Source organism: Saccharopolyspora gloriosae, from assembly GCF_022828475.1.
GTDB classification, from domain to species: Bacteria; Actinomycetota; Actinomycetes; order Mycobacteriales; family Pseudonocardiaceae; genus Saccharopolyspora_C; species Saccharopolyspora_C gloriosae_A.
Genome location: NZ_CP059557.1, coordinates 4,304,115 through 4,321,833, shown reverse-complemented (window position 1 = coordinate 4,321,833; position 17,719 = coordinate 4,304,115). Strand labels below are relative to the sequence as shown.

General features: G+C 69.4%; 16 protein-coding genes. 12 read left to right on the top strand and 4 right to left on the bottom strand.

Translation table 11 applies throughout. The features are described 5' to 3' along the window. The first annotated feature begins 218 nt into the window (after positions 1-218). The 8 genes from H2Q94_RS18640 (at position 219) to H2Q94_RS18605 (ending at position 9,218) form a co-directional block, all read left to right on the top strand. Positions 219-1,082 (top strand): SMP-30/gluconolactonase/LRE family protein, encoded by an 864-nt coding sequence (locus tag H2Q94_RS18640; protein ID WP_243788477.1) that lies wholly within the window; start codon positions 219-221, stop codon positions 1,080-1,082. Between the two features lie 286 nt (positions 1,083-1,368). After that, a complete protein-coding gene (locus tag H2Q94_RS18635) occupies positions 1,369-2,016 on the top strand; it encodes a LacI family DNA-binding transcriptional regulator (RefSeq protein ID WP_243788476.1) in 648 nt (215 codons plus the stop codon). Continuing rightward, positions 1,989-2,360, top strand: coding sequence for a substrate-binding domain-containing protein (locus H2Q94_RS18630; protein ID WP_243788475.1), 372 nt, complete (start codon positions 1,989-1,991; stop codon positions 2,358-2,360). Before H2Q94_RS18635 ends, H2Q94_RS18630 begins: the two co-directional genes overlap by 28 nt. Continuing rightward, positions 2,357-3,577, top strand: a complete 1,221-nt coding sequence (gene manD / locus H2Q94_RS18625; protein WP_243788474.1) for a D-mannonate dehydratase ManD — start codon at positions 2,357-2,359, stop codon at positions 3,575-3,577. The genes H2Q94_RS18630 and manD overlap by 4 nt, the downstream gene beginning before the upstream one ends. 4 nt (positions 3,578-3,581) lie before the next feature. After that, on the top strand, positions 3,582-5,051 hold the full coding sequence (locus H2Q94_RS18620) for a mannitol dehydrogenase family protein (RefSeq protein WP_243788473.1): 1,470 nt from the start codon (positions 3,582-3,584) through the stop codon (positions 5,049-5,051). A 146-nt stretch (positions 5,052-5,197) separates the two neighbouring features. Next, a complete protein-coding gene (locus H2Q94_RS18615; protein ID WP_243788472.1) occupies positions 5,198-6,538 on the top strand; it encodes an MFS transporter in 1,341 nt (446 codons plus the stop codon). A 113-nt stretch (positions 6,539-6,651) separates the two neighbouring features. After that, the gene (locus tag H2Q94_RS18610; protein ID WP_243788471.1) at positions 6,652-7,608 is read left to right on the top strand and encodes a glycosyl hydrolase family 18 protein; all 957 of its coding nucleotides are present in this window, start codon (positions 6,652-6,654) and stop codon (positions 7,606-7,608) included. Between the two features lie 227 nt (positions 7,609-7,835). Beyond that, entirely contained in the window at positions 7,836-9,218 is a 1,383-nt protein-coding gene (locus H2Q94_RS18605; RefSeq protein ID WP_243788470.1) for an NAD-dependent succinate-semialdehyde dehydrogenase, read from the top strand. Positions 9,219-9,532: 314 nt separating this feature from the next. Here the strand turns inward: H2Q94_RS18605 and H2Q94_RS18600 are convergent, their stop codons facing one another. Then, entirely contained in the window at positions 9,533-10,330 is a 798-nt protein-coding gene (locus H2Q94_RS18600; RefSeq protein ID WP_243788469.1) for a DeoR/GlpR family DNA-binding transcription regulator, read from the bottom strand. Positions 10,331-10,577: 247 nt separating this feature from the next. Here H2Q94_RS18600 and H2Q94_RS18595 point away from each other — a divergent pair, with 247 nt between their 5' ends. Then, positions 10,578-11,906 carry an MFS transporter gene (locus H2Q94_RS18595; protein ID WP_243788468.1) on the top strand — a complete coding sequence of 443 codons (1,329 nt, stop codon included), beginning with the start codon at positions 10,578-10,580 and terminating at the stop codon, positions 11,904-11,906. 240 nt (positions 11,907-12,146) lie between these two features. Here the strand turns inward: H2Q94_RS18595 and H2Q94_RS18590 are convergent, their stop codons facing one another. Continuing rightward, a complete protein-coding gene (locus H2Q94_RS18590; RefSeq protein WP_243788467.1) occupies positions 12,147-12,632 on the bottom strand; it encodes a hotdog fold domain-containing protein in 486 nt (161 codons plus the stop codon). 267 nt (positions 12,633-12,899) lie between these two features. Here H2Q94_RS18590 and H2Q94_RS18585 point away from each other — a divergent pair, with 267 nt between their 5' ends. Together H2Q94_RS18585 and H2Q94_RS18580 are read left to right on the top strand one after the other, a co-directional pair. Further along, the gene (locus H2Q94_RS18585; RefSeq protein WP_243788466.1) at positions 12,900-13,895 is read left to right on the top strand and encodes a 2-hydroxyacid dehydrogenase; all 996 of its coding nucleotides are present in this window, start codon (positions 12,900-12,902) and stop codon (positions 13,893-13,895) included. A gap of 111 nt (positions 13,896-14,006) precedes the next feature. Then, complete coding sequence (locus H2Q94_RS18580; protein WP_243788465.1) at positions 14,007-15,005, top strand: ABC transporter substrate-binding protein; 999 nt, start codon at positions 14,007-14,009, stop codon at positions 15,003-15,005. A gap of 64 nt (positions 15,006-15,069) precedes the next feature. Here H2Q94_RS18580 and H2Q94_RS18575 read toward each other — a convergent pair whose 3' ends face one another. Continuing rightward, positions 15,070-15,843: a S1 family peptidase gene (locus H2Q94_RS18575; RefSeq protein WP_243788464.1), complete on the bottom strand. Its 774-nt coding sequence runs from the start codon at positions 15,841-15,843 to the stop codon at positions 15,070-15,072. A gap of 366 nt (positions 15,844-16,209) precedes the next feature. Next, complete coding sequence (locus H2Q94_RS18570) at positions 16,210-16,389, bottom strand: hypothetical protein (protein ID WP_243788463.1); 180 nt, start codon at positions 16,387-16,389, stop codon at positions 16,210-16,212. A 304-nt stretch (positions 16,390-16,693) separates the two neighbouring features. On the opposite strand from H2Q94_RS18570, the gene H2Q94_RS18565 reads away from it, so the two are divergent. Further along, the gene (locus H2Q94_RS18565; RefSeq protein ID WP_243788462.1) at positions 16,694-17,680 is read left to right on the top strand and encodes an alpha/beta fold hydrolase; all 987 of its coding nucleotides are present in this window, start codon (positions 16,694-16,696) and stop codon (positions 17,678-17,680) included. Positions 17,681-17,719: the final 39 nt, after the last annotated feature.

Here is a 17,719-nt window from a genome sequence, read left to right as displayed (position 1 = left end):
CCGCGCTCCCGGCGAAGCATCCGGAGTGAACGGACCGTTCGTCCAACAACACTGGACGAACGGTCCGTTCACTCCCAACACCGCTTCCGGCGAGGGCGTCCCGTCCGCCGGTGGCTCGAGAGTGGGTGGAGTGAACGGCCTGTTCGTCCAATGGGATTGGGCGAACGGTCCGTTCACTCGCTGAGTGGGTACGTGTCGCAACGGGAAGGGGTAGCGGGATGGGCGTTGAGCGGTACCGGGCCGAGCAGGTCACCGATGTGTGCGCCGAGCACGGGGAAGGGCCGGTGTGGCACCAGGGTTGGCCGGGGTTGCGGTGGGTCGACATGCTCGCCGGTGACGTGCTCACGTTGCTGCCCGGTGGCACGGTGCGGCGGTCGCACGTGGGTTCCGTCGCGGCGGCGCTGCGGCCGAGGGCCGGTGGCGGCGCGGTGCTCGCGGTGGAGCGAGGTTTCGCGCTCGCCGACGACGATCTCATCGAGGTCCGGCCGCTCGGCGAGCTGTGGTCCGACCCGGGAGTGCGGATGAACGAGGGTGGCTGTGACCCGGACGGCCGGTTCTACTGCGGATCGATGGCCTACGCGGAGACTCCCGGCGCCGGACGCCTATACCGCCTCGACGCGTCCGGGCACGTCGAGGTGGTGCTGGACGGCGTGACGATCTCCAACGGCTTGGCGTGGAGTCCGGACGGCGCCACGGCCTACTACGTGGACACGCCGACGCAGCGAGTGGACGCGTTCGCCTACCGCGACGGCGACCTCGCCGACCGGGGGCCGCTGGTGCGCATCGACCCGGAACTGGGCTCGCCGGACGGGTTGACGGTGGACGCCGAGGGCTGCGTGTGGGTGGCGTTGTGGGGTGGAGCAGCGGTGCACCGCTACGCGCCGGACGGCGGATTGCTCGCCGTGGTGGAGTTGCCCGTCCCGCGCGTCACCGCGTGCGCCTTCGGCGGCGGCGACCGAGCCGACCTGTACATCACCACCTCCCGCCAGGCAACGGACCTGCGCCGCCATCCGGAAGCGGGCGCCCTGTTCGTGCTCCGCGACGTCGGCCGAGGCCTCCCCGTGCTGCCGTACGCGACCTGACGACCGGTTCAGGAACTCCATACCGGATCTGAGCTCCATCCCCTGTGGGCGACTTCCACGAGAAATCGGACTGCCGAGCATGCGCGTTGATCAGCGGTGATCACTCCTGATCATGGGTGGCCAATGTCCTGATTCCTCGCGAAATCGCGCGGAGGCGAATCGAGTGTGGCGTGGTTCAGGGGCGGTGGCGGCAAGGTTCTGGCAAGTCGTTGACAAGGTTGCGCAAGGGGGTGTGCGATGGCTCGCGTCGTGCTGATCAGCGCGACGCGAATGCTGAGGGAGCGCTGTGGCGGCGACGTTGACCGAGGTGGCGAAGCGCGCGGAGGTCGCGCTGTCCACGGCGTCCCGTGCGTTCGGCGAACCGGGCAGGCTGGGCGCGGAGACCTTGCGCAAGGTGCTCGCCGCCGCCGAGGAGCTCGGGTACGACCCCGGCCGAGCCCGCCGCACCGAGTCCGCGCCGCGGGGCGCCACGGTCGCCGTGGTCGTGCCCGACATCGCCAACCCCGTGTTCGGTGCTTTCGTCAAAGCCGCCCAGGGCGAAGGCTGGCGCCGCGAGCAGGCCGTGGTGCTCGCCGACACGTCCTTCGACCGGGACCGCGAACGGGACATGATCGCGCGCCTGCGGGACCGGGCCGACGGCATCGTGGTGTGCTCGTCGCGATTGGACGCCGACGAGTTGCCCGTGCTGTGCGGGCGAACCCCGGCGGTGCTGGTGAATCGCGAGGTGACCGGCATCGACTGCGTCCTCGCCGACGCGACCGACGGGCTGCGCCAGACCGTGGACTACCTGGTCGCGCTCGGCCACCGCCACCTCGCCTACGTGCAGGGTTCGGCTCGTTCCTGGTCGAACACCCACCGGCTCGCCATCGTCACCGCGCTCGCCGAGCAGGCGGGGTGCGCCTCGACGTGCTGGGAAACCAGGCGGAGACGGTAGCGGGCGGTACCGCGGCGGCGGCCGGAGTCGTCGCGAGCGGAGCGACCGCGGTGATCGCGCACAACGACCTGGTCGCGCTCGGCATCGTCGCCGGTGCGCGGACGCTCGGCGTGCACACCCCGAAGGATCTGAGCGTCGTCGGTTTCGACGACATCCCGCTCGCCGAAGTGACCCACCCGGCGCTGACGAGCATCGCGGCGCCGATGGACCGGGCGGGCGCGGTGAGCCTGGAGCTGCTGGGCCGCGCCGTCGCCGGTGCGCGGCAGCTGCCGCGCACGTTGCACCTGCCCACTCAGCTCGTGGTCCGCGGCACCACCGGGCCAGTCCGCGAGGAGAACGCATGAGCCGGGAGCGCATCACGTCGGCCGAGGTGCTGATCACCAGCCCGGGTCGCAACTTCGTCGCGCTCAAGATCACCACAGCGGACGGCGTCGTCGGCTGGGGCGACGCGACCCTCAACGGCCGCGAACTCGCCGTCGCCGCCTACCTGCGCGATCACCTCGCGCCGCTGCTGATCGGCCGCGACCCGGCGCGCATCGAGGACACCTGGCAGTACTTCTACCGGGGCGCGTACTGGCGGCGCGGCCCGGTCACGATGACCTCGATCGGCGCCGTGGACCTGGCGCTGTGGGACATCAAGGGCAAGACCGCCGGACTGCCGGTGTACGAGTTGCTCGGCGGCGCGGTCCGCGACCGGGTGCTGAGCTACACGCACGCCACCGGGTGGGACCTGCCGGAGCTGCTGGACTCGGTGGACGCCCAGCGGGAGCGCGGTTTCCGCGCGGTGCGGGCGCAATCCGGCGTGCCGGGCCTGGACACCGTCTACGGCGTGCATCGCGGGGGCACCGGCTACGAACCGGCCGGCCGGGGCAGCGCGCCGCACGAGGAGGTGTGGGACACCGCCGCCTACCTGCGCCACGCGCCGGAGGTGCTGGCCGGGGTGCGCGAGCACGTCGGCCCGGAGCTGCACCTGCTGCACGACTCGCATCATCGGCTCACACCCGGCGAGGCGGCACGGCTGGGGCGAGCGCTGGAACCGGTGGACCTGTTCTGGCTGGAGGACGTGACTCCCGCCGAGAACCAGGAGGTGCTGCGCCGGGTGCGCGGGCACACCACGACTCCGCTGGCCATCGGCGAGGTCTTCAACACCGTGTGGGAGTGCCAGGCGCTGATCACCGAGCAGCTCATCGACTTCGTCCGCACCTGCGTCACGCACGCGGGAGGCATCACGCACCTGCGGCGGATCGCGGCGCTGGCCGAGTTGTGGCAGATCAAGCTCGGCCCGCACGGCCCGTCGGACGTATCGCCGGTGGCGCTGGGAGCATCGCTGCACGTGGGCCTGAGCACGCCGAACTTCGCGATCCAGGAGTACATGGGTTACGGCGAGCAGGTGCACGAAGTCTTCCCGCACGCCTGGCACTACGCCGATGGTCACCTGCATCCCGGAGACGCGCCCGGACTGGGCGTCACCGTGGACGAGGACGCGGCCGCGAAGTTCCCGTACGAACCCGCCTACCTGCCCGTCGCGCGCCGCCGCGACGGTTCGATGACGGATTGGTGAGCAGATGACCACGCCCCGCCTCGGCCGTGACACGGTTCCCGCGGCCGCGCTGCTGCGGCCCGCCCCTCCGGAACGCACCGGAATCGTCCACTTAGGACTAGGGAATTTCCACCGCGCGCACCAGGCCGTGCACACCGCGCAGGCCCTCGCGCACACCGACGGCCCCTGGGGAATCCTCGGCGTGGCAGGGCGATCCACCGGGGTCGCCGATGCGATGCGCGAGCAGGACCTGCGCTACGCCGTCACCGAACTGTCCCCGCACGGCAGTTCCGTCACCGTTCCCGGCGTGCACACCGGGGTGCTCGTCGCCGCGCGGCAGACCGACGCGGTGCTCGACGCCATCGCCGCGCCCGACACCCGGATCGTGACGATCACCGTCACCGAACGCGGCTACACCTACTCGCCGCGCACCCACGCGCTCGACGTCGACTCCGAGGCGGTGCGCGCCGACCTGCGCGGCGACGCGCCGCCGCGCACCACCATCGGGCAGATCGTGCGCGGCCTGCAACGCAGGTCGCGCACCGGCGCCGGGCCGGTCACCGTGCTCAGCTGCGACAACCTCGGCGCCAACGGGCGGCGCACCCGGCGGCTGGTGCGGGAGTTCATCGCCGAACTGCCCGCCGCCGAACGGGACGAGCTCGACCCGTGGGTCGCCGCGTCGGTGACCTTCCCGAACAGCATGGTCGACCGCATCGTGCCCGCCACCACCGACGAGCACCGGGACGCGGTGCGCGCGCACCTCGGCGTCCACGACGCCGTCCCGGTCCCGGCCGAACCCTTCAGCATGTGGGTGCTGGAAGACGACTTCGCGGCGGGCAGGCCCGCGTGGGAGCACGCGGGCGCGTTGTTCACCGACGACGTCGAAGCCTACGAGCTGCTGAAGTTGCGGCTGCTCAACGGAACGCACTCGCTGATCGCCTACCTCGGTGCCCTCGACGGGTGCGAAACGATCCCGGAGGCGATCGGCAGGCCGTTCATCGCCGACGCCGCCCGGCGGGCGTTGCGCGAGGACTACCTGCCGACGCTGAAGGTGCCCGAGGGCATCAACGTCGACGACTACATCGAGCGGCTCTTCGGCCGGTGGGCGAACTCGGCGCTGGGGCACCGGACCCGTCAGGTCGGTTCGGACGGCTCGGTGAAGCTCGCTCAGCGCGTCCCCGAACCGGCGTTGGTGCACCTGCGGTCCGGTCGGATTCCGCAGCAGCTCGCGTTGACCGTCGCCGCCTACCTGTGCTGCCTGGCGCCCGCCGCCGAGACCGGTCCGCACGCTGCCGCGATGTCCGATTCGGCACGGGAGAATCTCGCGGAATCCTTGCGCCGCAACGCTTCCACCAAGTCCTTTGTGGATGAAGTGCTCGGTGGTGGCCTGCTCGGTGACGAATTGGCCGGGCACGGCGAGTTCACCGATCGGGTCGCCGAACTCGCCGACCTCATCACCACCCGCGGCCCAGCCGCCGCAGTCCGCGAGACCTGAGGGTTCTCGTCGAAATGGTCTGTCCGGGCAGCGGAACCTCAACGGCTCCGCCGCCGGCAAGACGAAGATCGTCCTGCGAGGACGCCGGACGATCTTGATAGACCAGCCCGCCGTCGCGCCCCGCGACCTGATCCATTCGAGGATGCATGGACAGCAGAGCACCATCCGGCACCGCCGCACCGCCGGCACCCGCCGATCCGCGCTCGGTGCGCCGAGCGGCTTGGGCGGGCCTGATCGGCACCGCGCTGGAGCAGTACGACTTCGTCATCTACGGCACCGCCTCCGCGCTGGTGTTCAGCGAACTGTTCTTCCCCGGGGTGTCCCCGGCGGCCGGGCTGCTGGCCAGTTTCAGCACCTACGCCGTCGGTTTCGCCGCCCGCCCGCTCGGCGGCCTGTTCTTCTCCCGGCTGGGGGACCGGCTGGGCCGCAAGTGGGTGCTGGTGACGACGTTGCTGCTGATGGGCGGCTCCACGCTGGCGATCGGGCTGCTGCCGACCTTCGACCAGGTCGGGCTGCTCGCCCCGGTGCTGTTGCTGCTGTGCCGGTGCCTGCAAGGGCTCGGCGCCGGAGCGGAGCAGGCCGGGGGAGCCACGCTGCTCACCGAGACCGCCGCACCGGGTCGACGAGGACGCCTGGCGGCGCTGGTGATGACCGGAGCGGCGCTGGGCACCGCGGTCGGCGCGGTGGCCTGGGTGCTGGCGCAGCTGCTGCCGGAGGACCAGCTGATGAGCTGGGGCTGGCGGCTGGTGTTCGCCAGCAGCCTCATCGTCACCATCGCCGCCATGATCCTGCGGCGCAGGCTGTCGGAAAGCCCCGTGTTCCAGGAGATCCAGCAGCAGGAAGAGGAACCGCGCGAACCCGTCGCGGAGGTCTTCCGCCACGGCAGGCGCCCGTTGCTGCTGGTGTTCCTGATGAACCTCGGCGCGAGCACCCAGTCCTACACCTACCAGGTGTTCATGGCCTCGTACCTGGTGTCCTCGGTCGGCGTCGACGCCGAGCTGGTGCCGAAGGTGCTGCTGATCGGCGCGCTCTGCGGCGGTGTCGCCGCCGTGGGATTCGGCGCCCTGTCGGACCGGTTCGGGCGCAAACCGGTCTACGGACTGATCCTCGCCGCGCTGGTCTTACTGCCCGGACCGAGTTTCATCGCGCTGAACACCGGTTCCACGGCGGCGATCGTCGTGGTGATCGTGCTGGGCTTCATCCTCGCCTGCCACGGCGGCGTCGGGGTGCAGATGAGCTACTTCCCGGAGCTGTTCGGCACCCGCTACCGCTACGCGGGTGTGACGCTGGGCCGCGAGTTCTCCTCGGTGCTCGGCGGCGGCGTCGCCCCGCTGCTGTGCACGGCGCTGGTCGCCGCGTTCGCCGGCTCGTGGATCCCGGTGGCCGTGTACATGTCGCTGATGGCGCTGGTCAGCCTCATCGCTACCTGGCTCAGCCCGGAGACGCGGGACCGGGACCTCACCACCGCCGGGGACGCCGAACGGTAAACGGGAGCGCGTTGCACCATCCGAGTTGTTGACCGGCCACCCCGCGCACGATCTGATGGGCCGAGCACTCCGGAGGGCCGGTGGGCAGGCGAGGAAACGAGGGATGTCGTCGGATGAGCCTGCAATTCAACGCTCCGCACCGGGTAGGCGTGCTCCGCGCGGTGCTGATCGCGTTGACCGCGGTGGTGCTGGCGGTGGTGTTGGCCCTGCTGGTCGCGGTGCGGCCGCAGGCCGACGCCGTGGACGGCAAGCACGCGGCGGTGTACTACCAGACCCAGTACGACGGCGACCGGTACGTCTCGCCGCTGGAGCTGACCGCCAACGGCGCCCCGGTGACCGATGTGCTCGTCGGCGCGGTCCACCTGAACTCGCCGACGGAGCTGCACCTCAACGACGATCCGCCGGACGCCGCGAAGTACGAGCAGATGTGGACGGACCTGCGCGCGCTGCAGGACAACGGCGTGCAGGTGCTCGGCATGGTCGGCGGTGCCGCGCACGGCAGCTTCCAACGCCTGGACACCGAGTTCGACACCTACTACCCGCTGCTGAAGAACTTCCTGAACACATACGGGCTCGACGGCGTGGACCTCAACGTCGAGGAGGAGATGTCGCAGCAGGGCATCCAGCGGCTCATCACCGCGCTGCGCGCGGACTTCGGCCCGGACTTCCTCATCACGATGGGGCCGGTGGCCAGTGCGCTCTCCGGTGGCGGCAACCTCTCCGGCTTCGACTACGACCAGCTCTACCGCGAGGTCGGCGGCGAGATCGCCTGGTTCAACGCCCAGTTCTACAACGGCTGGGGAGACGCTTCGTCCACTGCGGACTTCGAGGCGATCGTCGACCGCGGGGTGATCCCGGCGGAGCGGATTTGTGTGACGGCGTTGACGAATCAGGGCAACGGTGGTTCCGGGTACGTCGACGTCGAAGGGCTCCGCGCCACGCTGTCGGAGTTGCAGGACCGGCACCCGGACTTCGGCGGGGTGACCGGCTGGGAGTACTTCAACTCCCAGCCCGCCGCCGGGTCCGACCCGTGGCAGTGGCTCATCGACGTGACCGAATCGTGGCGCTGAGTCCAGGACGTCGAGGCCTCACTGAAGTCGATCACCGTCCGGTCACGGGCGGTAGCAGGAGGTTCGCGTGGCGAGCCGTTCTGATCGACGTTTTCAGATCACCAGGTGGGGTACCCTGTGCCTGTCCGCCAATGAGGACGGCGGGCGGCAGGACCGGGATCATCGAACGTGCGGTGCGCTCCTCGCCGCCCGGCATCCGCTGCACACCCGGGAAAAGGGGGCACGACTTGCCTGCTTACGTGACGTTGAACCCGACCACCGGCAAGACCGAGCAGGAGTTCACCACGCTCGACGATGCGGCAGTGGCCGAGATCGTGGGCCGATCGGACGGAGCCTTCGCCGACTGGCGCTCGACATCGGCGGCCGAGCGCGCGCAGCTCCTGATCCGGATCGCCGATGCCTACGACGGTCGCCAGGACGAGCTGGCCAAGCTGATCTCCACCGAGATGGGCAAGCCGCTTCAGGAGGCGGTGGGCGAAGTGCAGCTCGCGGCCGCGATCTACCGCTGGTACGGCGAGCACGGGCCTGACCTGCTGGAACGCGAGGTGCTCGATCCCCAAGGATCGGATGAATCGCTGGTCCAGACCGGGCCGGTCGGGCCGCTGATCGGGGTGATGCCGTGGAACTACCCGTACTACCAGGTGGCCCGCTTCGTCGGCCCCAACCTTATGGTGGGCAACACCATCATCCTCAAGCACGCGCCCATCTGTGCGGCGTCGTCGGAAGCCATGGCCGACATCGTGCACACCGCCGGTGTGCCGGAAGACGTCTACATCAACGTGTTCGCAACCAACGAGCAAATCGCCGACATGATCGCCGACCCGCGCGTGCACGGCGTCTCGCTGACCGGAAGCGAACGCGCCGGCGCCTCCGTGGCCGAAACCGCGGGCAGGAACCTGAAGAAGGCCGTCCTGGAACTCGGCGGTTCCGATGCGTTCATCGTCCTGGACGACGGCGACCTGGAGCGGACCGCCGAGATCGGCGCGCAGGCACGGCTGTCCAACACCGGCCAGGCCTGCAACTCGCCCAAGCGAATGATCGTGAGCAACGACAAGGTCGACGACTTCGTCTCCGTCATCGTCCGGGCCTTCGAATCCGCTCAAGTGGGCGACCCGACGGACCCGAACACGCAGGTCGGCCCGCTGTCGTCGATCGGGGCGCGGGACACGGTCGTCGAGCAGGTCAACCGCGCCGTCGAACAGGGAGCCACCCTGCACACCGGCGGCGACGCGCTCGAAGGGGACGGCGCCTTCATGCGCCCGGCGGTGCTGACCGGCGTCACCAAGGACATGGACGCCTACTCCGAGGAGATCTTCGGCCCGGTGGCCGTCATCTACGGCGTCAATTCGTCCGACGAGGCCGTCACCTTGGCCAACGACGTGGGCTTCGGACTCAGCGGCTCGGTGTGGGGCAGCGACATCGAGCGCGCGCAGGAGATCGCAGACCGGCTCGAGGTGGGCATGGCCTACGTCAACGAGCACGGCACCACGCTTCCGGGGCTGCCGTTCGGCGGCGTGAAGCGGTCCGGGTTCGGTCGGGAGCTCGGACGTTGGGGAATGGGAGAGTTCGTCAACACTCGGTTGCGGCGGACGTCCGGGACGAAGAAGTAGCGGTTTGGCTTTGGCGGTCGGGTAGCGGAACCTCAGGCGTCTCCTCGCTGCGGGATCTTTTCCCGAGTGGCTCCGCCACGAGGGAAAAAGCCGTCCTCGCGAGAAGACACCTGAGAACCCGCCGGTGGTCGGCTTCTTGCCGTGGGCTATGCGTTTCGCGCATACAGGCTCGGCTTCGCCGTAAGGAGTCGGCGCCGTAAGGAAGCGGCTTCGTTGATGACAAGGCGTGGACTGAAAGATCGGTAAAAGCTCTGGGAGTGATCGTGGCCCGGGACTGCCTTCGGTGGTCCCGGGCTTCGTGCGTTCGCGGGTGGTCAGGCGTCGTCCCAAGTTTGCGCGACGGCGTGCACCTTGACTCCGAGGGCTTGGGCCATGGCGGTGTCGCCGGGCGGTGCCGCGTCGTCGGTGACCAGCGTGTGGTAGCCGCTGACGTCGCCGTAGGCGTAGGTGGCGGAGCGGCCGAACTTGCTGTGGTCCACGGCGAGCACCGCCCGGCCCGCCACGTTCACGAACGCCTCCTTGTTCTCGGCGTACTCCCGCATCGGGTGCGAGAGCCGTCCTTCGTGGACGCAGGTCGCGGTGAGGAAGGCGACGTCGACGTGGAACCGTTCGAGCTGGCGCAGCACTTCGGAACCCGCGCAGGACTCGAACTGCGGGTAGAAGCGGTCGCCCAGCAGCGTCACCCGGGTCGTCGACTCGGACAGCAGGTAGGCCACCCGCAGCGAGTTCGTGAGCACGTGGACGTCCTCGGCCTGCGCCAGCAGCCGGGCGAGCGGGAACAGGGTGCTCCCGCAGTCGAGCAGCACGGTGCTGCCGGAGGAGACGTGGTTGCGCAGCTCCGCGCCGATGGCCGACTTGGCCTCGCGCTGCATGTTCTCCCGGAACTGCAGCGAACTCTCGATATCCACTGTGGACAGAGCGATGGCCACGGCGCGGCGTTTGTGCAGCAGTTTGCGCTCGTGGAGGTCGTCGAGGTCGCGGTGCATGGTCATCAGGCTCACGCCCAGCCGGGCCGCGAGCTCGTCGATGCGCACCTCCCCGCCCTTGCCGACCTGACGTAGGACCGCTTGGCGGCGCTGCTCCACCTCGGCCTTGGACTTCCTGCTCGACATCGTCGCCTCCCCTCGGCCGCCAATTTATCGCACAATTTGCGTGAAGATCTTGAAAAGATCTGAGAAATCTAGCATCTTGATCCCACACATCCGGCCGACCGCCGCGGCCACCGCGACCGGCCGGATGCATCCAAGTCCGCCACCGCGAGGTGGTCGACCAGCAAAAACACTCGGACCGCCCTGCGTTGCAGCGAGGCGATCCGGCTGCACCGACCCGGGCACCGAAGCCCGTCAGGAGGTCCTGACCGTGGTATCTACCGACCACGAACCCCCCGCATCCGCGTCGTCCGGCGGCGGGGCGACGTTCTTCGATCGCATCGGCATCCCACACACCCTGCTCTGGGGTTACGTCGGGATGTTGCTGTTCATGATCGGTGATGGGGTGGAGACTAGTTATCTCTCCACCTACTTCAAGGTCGACCTGGGTTTCTCGGAATCCAGCGTCGGCATCGTGTTCACCGTCTACGGCCTCGCGGCCGCCGTCGGCGCCTTCCTCGCGGGCGGTCTGTCCGACAAGTGGGGGCCGCGCAAGGTCATGATGGTGGGTGCCGCCCTCTGGGCGGTCTGCCACGTGCTGATGCTGACCATCGGCATCCCCACCAGCAACTACGTGCTGATCCTGCTCACCTACGGCGTGCGTGGTCTCGGTTACCCGCTGTTCGCCTACGGCTTCCTCGTCTGGATCATGGTCGGGGCGCCGGAGAAGCAGATCAGCAAGGCGCTCGGCTGGTACTGGTTCTCGTTCACCATGGGCTACCCGGTGCTGGGTTCCGCCCTGGTCTCCGGCCTCAAGCCGGCGTTGGGCTTCTACCCGACGCTGTGGGTCTCGCTCGCGCTGATCGCGGCGGGCTCGCTGATCGTGTTCACGATGCTCAAGGAGCGCTCCGGCTTCAAACCGCTGGCCACCGACGGCTCCAGCATGGTCCGGACCCTGGTCGGGTGCTTCACCATCATGTTCTCCCGGCCGAGGGTCGGCCTGGGCGCGCTGACCCGGTTGATCAACACCACCTCGCAGTTCGGCGTGTGGGTCTTCACCCCGCTCTACCTGATCGAACAGGTCGGATTCAACTCCGAAGAGTGGTCCACGCTGTTGATGATCATGATGGGTTCGAACCTGGCGGGCGTGGTCGCCTTCGGCGCCCTCGGTGACCGGTGGAGCAGGCACAAGACCATCGTCTGGTTCGGCGGTGTGCTCGGTGCGGTCGCCTGCCTCGGCCTGTACTACGTGCCGAACGCCGTGGGGCACAGCTACATCCCGGTCGCGATCACCGTCGCCATCTTCGGTGTCGGCCTGGCCGGCTACGTGCCGCTGCCTCCGCTGATGACCCAGCACGCCCCCGGCCGCAAGGGCCAGGTCATGTCGACCTACACTCTCGGCGCCGGCGCGAGCCAGGCCGTCGGCCCGGCCATCGGCACCGCGTTCATCGGCATCATCGGCATCCAGGGCGTCATGTGGATCTACGCCGTGCTGCACCTGGCCAGCGCCGCGCTCGCGATGATCATCCGTGAGCCCAGCGCGGAAGCCCAGCGTGAAGCCGCGGCGCTGCCCGAGGACAACGCCGTGGTCGCACACTGACGACGGTGCGCCGAACTCGGCTCGTCCCCCCGGAGAGCCGAGCGCGGAAAACTCGGCCGTTCCGTCGCCAGGACAGCACCTTCGCGGGTCATCGATCAGGCGAAGGGGCCGTCCGGCACGGGGAACGCTGAGATCACCCGGCGGAGCCGGTGCCCTCACGGGGGGCGCCGGCTCCGCCGTTTCGCATCCGCCCGGTTCGTTCCGAGTTCCGCGCTGCCGGTGGGCCTGCTCCGCGACGGCTCAGGACTTCGCCGCGGCCGTCTTCTTCTTGGGCGACACCCGAAGCGTGATGTCGGCGGTCACCACCGCAGTGCCGGAGGTGTCCAGAATCCGAACCGGCACGATCCACTCCGCGGGTTCGTCGCCGACCTCCGGCAGCGGGTTCAGCTCGGCCACGCCCCGGACGTCGGTGCTCGCCTTGGCCACGTAGTGCACGGTCATCCCGACCGGAATCCACCGGTGCGTGGCCGGGACGCTCGCTTCGGCCAGGACCCCGGCGGCGACCTCCGCGACGTTGCAGGCGGCGATCGCGTGGTAGGTCCCGATGTGGTTGTGCACGGCGCGGCGCTTCTTCGAGTGCACCTCGCAGTAGCCCGGTTCCAGCCGGACGATGTGCGGCCGGACGGTCCGGAAGTACGGGGCGCGCAGGCACACCGCCCAGGAGAACAGCCTGGTCCCGAGCGGGCGCGGTGAGAACTTGCGCCACATCTCCAGCGTCGAGGGCATCGTCGGTCTCCTTCGGGGGCGCGCGTGAGTTGATGTCCGCGAGAACATTACCGGTGGGTAACCTGAGGGGAGATCACCGGCCGGTCGGGCACCGCGTGCCCGCGTGCCGCTGCCGGTGGGATCAGGGCCGCGTGATCCTCGTCCGATTTCGCTCGGACACCGCTGCTGGGCTGGGACGATGAGTGCGGGTGGCGGCTCGCTGCGCCGCCCGGTTCCACAGTGTGCGGCCCCGGTCCGAAGCCGAACCGGTGCCAGTGAGGAGACCGCATGAGCGCCCCCGGCCTGAACGTCGTCATCGCCGACACCAACCTGCTGCCGCTGCGCGCGGACATCGAGGCGAACCTGCCCGGGGGAACGCGGGTCAGCTGGCCGGACCGGCAGGACGCCGAGGCGATGCGAACCGCGGTGGCGGAGGCCGATGTGTACGTCTCCGGCAACCTCCCCGAGGAACTGGCCAAAGCAGGAGAGCGGCTGAAGCTGGTGCACGCCGCCGGTGCGGGTACCGACGGGATCGCGGTTCAAGCGCTGCCGGCCGGCGCGATCGTCGCGAACACCTTCCATCACGAGAAGTCCATCGCCGAGTACATCGTCGCCGCCTGCACCGTGGTGCGCCGCGATTTCCGCAGCCAGGACGCCGCGCTGCGCGAAGGCCGCTGGGAAACTCCGGTCTACAACGGACAGTCGCCGTGGGTGAACGCGCTGACCGGCGCGACGGTCGGCTTCGTCGGCTTCGGCCACATCGGCAAGATCACCTGGCAGCGGTTTCGCGCGTTCGAGGCGAAGGGCGTGGCCGTCACCCGGCGCGGCGAGGTCGACGCGGCCGGGGAGGGGCTGGAGTGGAGCTCCACCATCTCGGATCTGGGCGCACTGCTGGAGATCTCGGACATCGTGGTGCTCTCCACCCCGCTGACTCCCGAGACGACCGGGCTGATCGGAGCCGCCGAACTCGCCCGGATGCGGGACACCGCGATCCTGGTCAACGTCGGCCGCGGCCCCATCGCCGACGAGCAGGCGCTGTACGCGGCGCTGCGCGACGGTGTGATCGGCGGCGCGGCCATCGACGTCTGGTACGACTACCCGGTTCCGGGCGAGCAGAAGCACCCGAGTTCGCTGCCGTTCCACGAGCTCGGCAACGTGCTGATGACGCCGCACTCCTCCGGTCTCACGCGGCAGACCTTCGCCGGTCGCTCAGTGGACATCGTCGAGAACATCCGCCGCCTCGCCGCCGGCGAGCCGCTGAACAACGTGGTCACCACGGCCTGAGTCGCGCACCGTGGCCCGCGCATCGGCGCGGGCCACGGTGTGATCACGTTCCTGGCCCCGGAGCCGACAATTTGATTAGGGTAGGCAAAGTTAACTTCAGAGGAGTTGCGCATGTCTGCCCGCCCTCGCGGCGTGGTCCTCGTGACCGCCCTGCTCAGTGCCGTCCTGATGCTGGCCGGATGCTCGGCCGTCCCGTCGGCTGTTCCCGAAGCGCCGGGCGGCGACGGGAACTGGACGCCGGTCACCGTGTCCACGGCCTTCGGCGAGGTCACGATCCCGCAGCGCCCGCGGCGCGTAGTCACCCTCGGCTGGGGCGACGCGGAAGTGGCGCTGGCGCTGGGCGTGCAGCCGGTGGGCAGCGCGGACTGGCTCGGGATCGGCGGCGACGGACTGGGGCAGTGGGTGCAGCGGCGCTACGAACCGCGGCCGCCACCGATGCTCGGCACGCTCGACGTGAACATGGAACGGCTCGCCGGCCTCGCTCCCGACCTGATCCTGGACACCAGGTCCAGCGGCGACCTTGACCGGCACGAGCAGCTCAGCGGCCTCGGGGTGCCGGTGATCGGCATTCCCGAGGGCGCGCAGCAGTACACCACGTCGTGGCAGCAGCAACTGGACCTCATCGGCACCGCGCTCGGCGAACGGCCGCAGGCGCAACGGCTCCGGACCGACCTGGAGGCGAAGTTCGCGCGGTCGGCCCGCGAGCACCCGGAGTTCTCCGGAGCCACCGCCGTCGTCGGAGCGCGCACCGTGCGCGGTTACGGCGCCTACGTGGACGGCACCAGCCGGGTGGAGTTCATGCGCGCCTTGGGGTTCCGCAACTCCCCGCCGGTGCAGGAACTCGCGACCACCGCGTTCTCGGTGCCGATCTCGCAGGAACGGCTCGACCTGCTCGACGCGGACCTGACCTTGATGACCACCATCGGAGTGGACCCGCAGGCCCTGATCCGAGATCCGCTGTACCGGACCGTCCCGTCGGTGCGGGAGGGGCGGGACGTGGTGTTCACCGACGAGGTGGTGTCGTCGGCCTTCGCCAGCGCCACCGTCGTGGGCATCCCGTACGCGCTCGACCACCTGGTGCCGCGACTGGCCGAGGCGCTGAGCCGCTGAGGACTCCGATCTCCGCTCGAATCCCGGCAAGCAGGCCTCAGCGGGCTCAACACCACGTCGAGGACTACCCGCGGATCGTCGTGTTGATCCAGTCGCGGTAGGACTCGACCTTGGTCCACTGGCCGTAGCCGGTGCTGCACTTCCCGTCGTTGTCGGCGGGTCCGCTGGTGACGCCGATCAGCTCCCAGTCGCCCTCTCTGCCTCGGATCTGCGGGCCGCCGGAGTCGCCTTCGCACGCGCTGGTGCCGGGAACGGCTCCTTCGGCGCAGAAGTTGCGGTTGCGGTCCATGTCGGTCGTGCACCTGTCACCCGGGACGATCCGAGTGCTGATCTCTTGCAGCTTCTGGGCGATGTCCTGGGTGTTCTCGTTGGTGCGGCCCCAGCCGATGGCGCGCGGCAGGTCCTTCGGCGGTTCGGGGTCGGCCGAGAGCTCGGCGGGCTTGTTCGGCACCGCGTGATCCAGCCGGAGCAGCGCGAGGTCCGCCGTCGAACCGTTGTGGCCGGGGTTCACGACGATCTGCGTGACGTTGGCCGTGTTCCCGCCGGTGGTCCGGTCATCGCTGCCGATCCGCGCGGTCACGCCCTGGGGCGAACGCGGCGTGGACTTGCCGTCCTTGCCGGTGTCGGTGACGCAGTGCGCCGCGGTGAGCACCCAGCCGGGAGCGACGAGCGAGCCACCGCAGAAGAACTTCTTGTTGTGATCGAGGCTCGTCATGAAGTCGTAGGAGCCGGTCGCGTTCGTCCCGCCGATGATCGCGGGCGCCATCTCGGCACCCATGGCGGCAGGAGTGACCAGCAACGAGGCCGCGGCCGCGGCGATGGACAGACACAGGCGCATGGAACACCCTCCACTCGGAAGCGGCTGAGCTTAGGGTCGTCCCGTCCGGCCCGTCCATACTGCTCAGGGCGGCGATGTGCGCGAGGACACGCCGAAAACGGCCGGTTTTCGCGGAGCGTTCCTGATCCGGCACTCGGCGAATCCGCCCGCACCGCCCGGAATCGGCGGCAACGGCCGACGCAGGGGAGCGATCTGCTCGCGGAACGCACATCCGCTCGGTTGCGAGGAGTCCGCACGCGAACACGGTGCGCACCGGAAGCGGGCGCGGATTCTCCGGGAATGCTCCGATTCCGGTCCGTTGCACGCGCGCGACCGCGCCACGGAGAGGTGGCGCGGTCGTGGATGAGCGGGCTCGTGGCGGGAGGTTCAGAACCGCCCGCGCCGCTTGGCGTGCTTGCAGTCAGGGCAGTTGACGCTGCCGTGGAACATCTTTTCCTTGAACGTCCGCTCGGCGAACGACTTGCCGCACAGCGAGATCGCCCGACCGTTGAGCAAGGAGACCTGAGCGCCGTGGGTGATTCCTTCGTGCAAGATCTCGGCTTTCATGAGCGTTCCTTCCAGTGCTGATGCCAACTTCCGGATGAAGCCCTCCCGAATGGAGCATCAGGACATCACTGGCGATCACGCACGGCAATCATCGTTCGTCGATCCGCCGCCGTGCGGTCGTCTTGCGGCGACGAACGGTTGATCAGGTTTAGTCGGCGTGATCACTTAACGTAGTTTTGTGGTTCGGTCTGATCCGTTCGGGTTCGGCGGCCTCCCGGCATCTTGCGCGGATGGCGGAATGTTTCCGTCCGCGCCATCGGTTCCACCGTTGGCGACCGTCGACCTCATCGAAAGGAGCGGCCCGGTGTCGTACCTGGAACAAGCCGACCACCCCGACATCTTCGTCGAGCACGGATTTCCGGAGCACACCGCGGATCTCGGCGAGATCCGCATGAACTACGCCGTGGCGGGTGATCCCGGGAATCCCGCCATGCTGCTCGTGCCCGGCCAGAGCGAATCGTGGTGGGGCTACGAGGAGGCGATGCGGCTGCTCGCCGACCGCTACCAGGTCTACGCGGTCGATCTGCGCGGGCAGGGCAGGTCCACGTGGACGCCGGGCCGCTACAGCCTGGACCTCTTCGGCGGCGACCTCGTCCGGTTCATCGATCAGGTCATCGGTCGCCCGGTGGTGGTGTGCGGGCTGTCGTCGGGCGGGGTGATCACCGCGTGGCTGTCCGCTTTCGCCGCTCCCGGACAGGTCCGCGCGGCCGTCTACGAGGACCCGCCGTTGTTCTCCTCCGAGCTGACCCCCGCGGTCGGGCCGTCGATCCTCCAAGGGGCAGGCCCGATCTTCCGGCTCTGGCACAAGTGGCTCGGCCCGCAGTGGTCCATCGGTGACGTCGCGGGCATGCGGGCGGCGATGGCGAGCGAACTCCCGAGCCGGATGTCCGCGATGCTGGGCGGCGCGAACACCGGCGACACCGCGGGCGAATCCGCCGCTGTGCCGCAGAACCTGCGCGAGTACGACCCCGAGTGGGGTGACGCCTTCGTCTCCGGCCGCGTCGCGCTGAACTGCGACCACAAGACGATGCTGTCGAGGGTGCGGGTGCCGGTCCTGTTCACCCACCACTTCCACTTCGCCGAGCCGGAGACCGGCAACCTGATCGGCGCGATCTCCGACCAGCAGGTCGCGCACGCCCGGCGGCTGATCGAGAGCGCCGGGAACTCGTTCACCTACCGCGCCTTCCCGGAGATGCCGCACTCCATGCACGGCCACGACCCGGCCGCCTACGTCTCGACCGTCACCGACTGGCTGGACGGGCTCGACCTGGAGCAGCACTCCGCGGGCTGAGCGGAACCGGGCGCTCGCCGCACGATCGCGCTGTTCGCG

Excerpts from the sequence above, each read along its gene's own strand:
- H2Q94_RS18640 (WP_243788477.1), top strand. The coding sequence starts at position 219 with ATGGGCGTTGAGCGGTACCGGGCCGAGCAGGTCACCGATGTGTGCGCC.
- manD (WP_243788474.1), top strand. The coding sequence starts at position 2,357 with ATGAGCCGGGAGCGCATCACGTCGGCCGAGGTGCTGATCACCAGCCCG.
- H2Q94_RS18620 (WP_243788473.1), top strand. The coding sequence starts at position 3,582 with ATGACCACGCCCCGCCTCGGCCGTGACACGGTTCCCGCGGCCGCGCTG.
- H2Q94_RS18615 (WP_243788472.1), top strand. The coding sequence starts at position 5,198 with ATGGACAGCAGAGCACCATCCGGCACCGCCGCACCGCCGGCACCCGCC.
- H2Q94_RS18610 (WP_243788471.1), top strand. The coding sequence starts at position 6,652 with ATGAGCCTGCAATTCAACGCTCCGCACCGGGTAGGCGTGCTCCGCGCG.
- H2Q94_RS18600 (WP_243788469.1), bottom strand. The coding sequence starts at position 10,330 with ATGTCGAGCAGGAAGTCCAAGGCCGAGGTGGAGCAGCGCCGCCAAGCG.
- H2Q94_RS18590 (WP_243788467.1), bottom strand. The coding sequence starts at position 12,632 with ATGCCCTCGACGCTGGAGATGTGGCGCAAGTTCTCACCGCGCCCGCTC.
- H2Q94_RS18585 (WP_243788466.1), top strand. The coding sequence starts at position 12,900 with ATGAGCGCCCCCGGCCTGAACGTCGTCATCGCCGACACCAACCTGCTG.
- H2Q94_RS18580 (WP_243788465.1), top strand. The coding sequence starts at position 14,007 with ATGTCTGCCCGCCCTCGCGGCGTGGTCCTCGTGACCGCCCTGCTCAGT.
- H2Q94_RS18575 (WP_243788464.1), bottom strand. The coding sequence starts at position 15,843 with ATGCGCCTGTGTCTGTCCATCGCCGCGGCCGCGGCCTCGTTGCTGGTC.
- H2Q94_RS18570 (WP_243788463.1), bottom strand. The coding sequence starts at position 16,389 with ATGAAAGCCGAGATCTTGCACGAAGGAATCACCCACGGCGCTCAGGTC.